Below are 345 nucleotides of genomic sequence, written 5' to 3'. Positions count from 1 at the left end.
ACCAGCGCGTGATGGCGCGTGTTGCGCAAGCGTCCCTTCTCCCGCAAGCGAGAGAAGGTGGCCCGAAGGGCCGGATGAGGGCGCGCGCGATTGCAAGCAATGACGCGATCTGCAACTCCCTCACCCCAACCCCTCTCCCGCCAGCGGGAGAGGGACTTAAGAAGCAATTGAGCTTAGTTTTTGTCGTCGGTGCCGAGGCCAGTCAGCGCTGTACGCATCTCGCCGACCAAATGTGGTGGTGTGTCGCGCAAGAATCCCTTCTCTCGCGAGCGGGAGAAGGTGGCCCGAAGGGCCGGATGAGGGCGTGCGCGGTCGCAAGCAATGACGCGATCTGCAACTCCCTCA

Source organism: Lysobacter sp. Root690, from assembly GCF_001427785.1.
Lineage (GTDB): Bacteria > Pseudomonadota > Gammaproteobacteria > Xanthomonadales > Xanthomonadaceae > Lysobacter.
Note: the sequence above shows the minus strand (reverse complement) of the source record.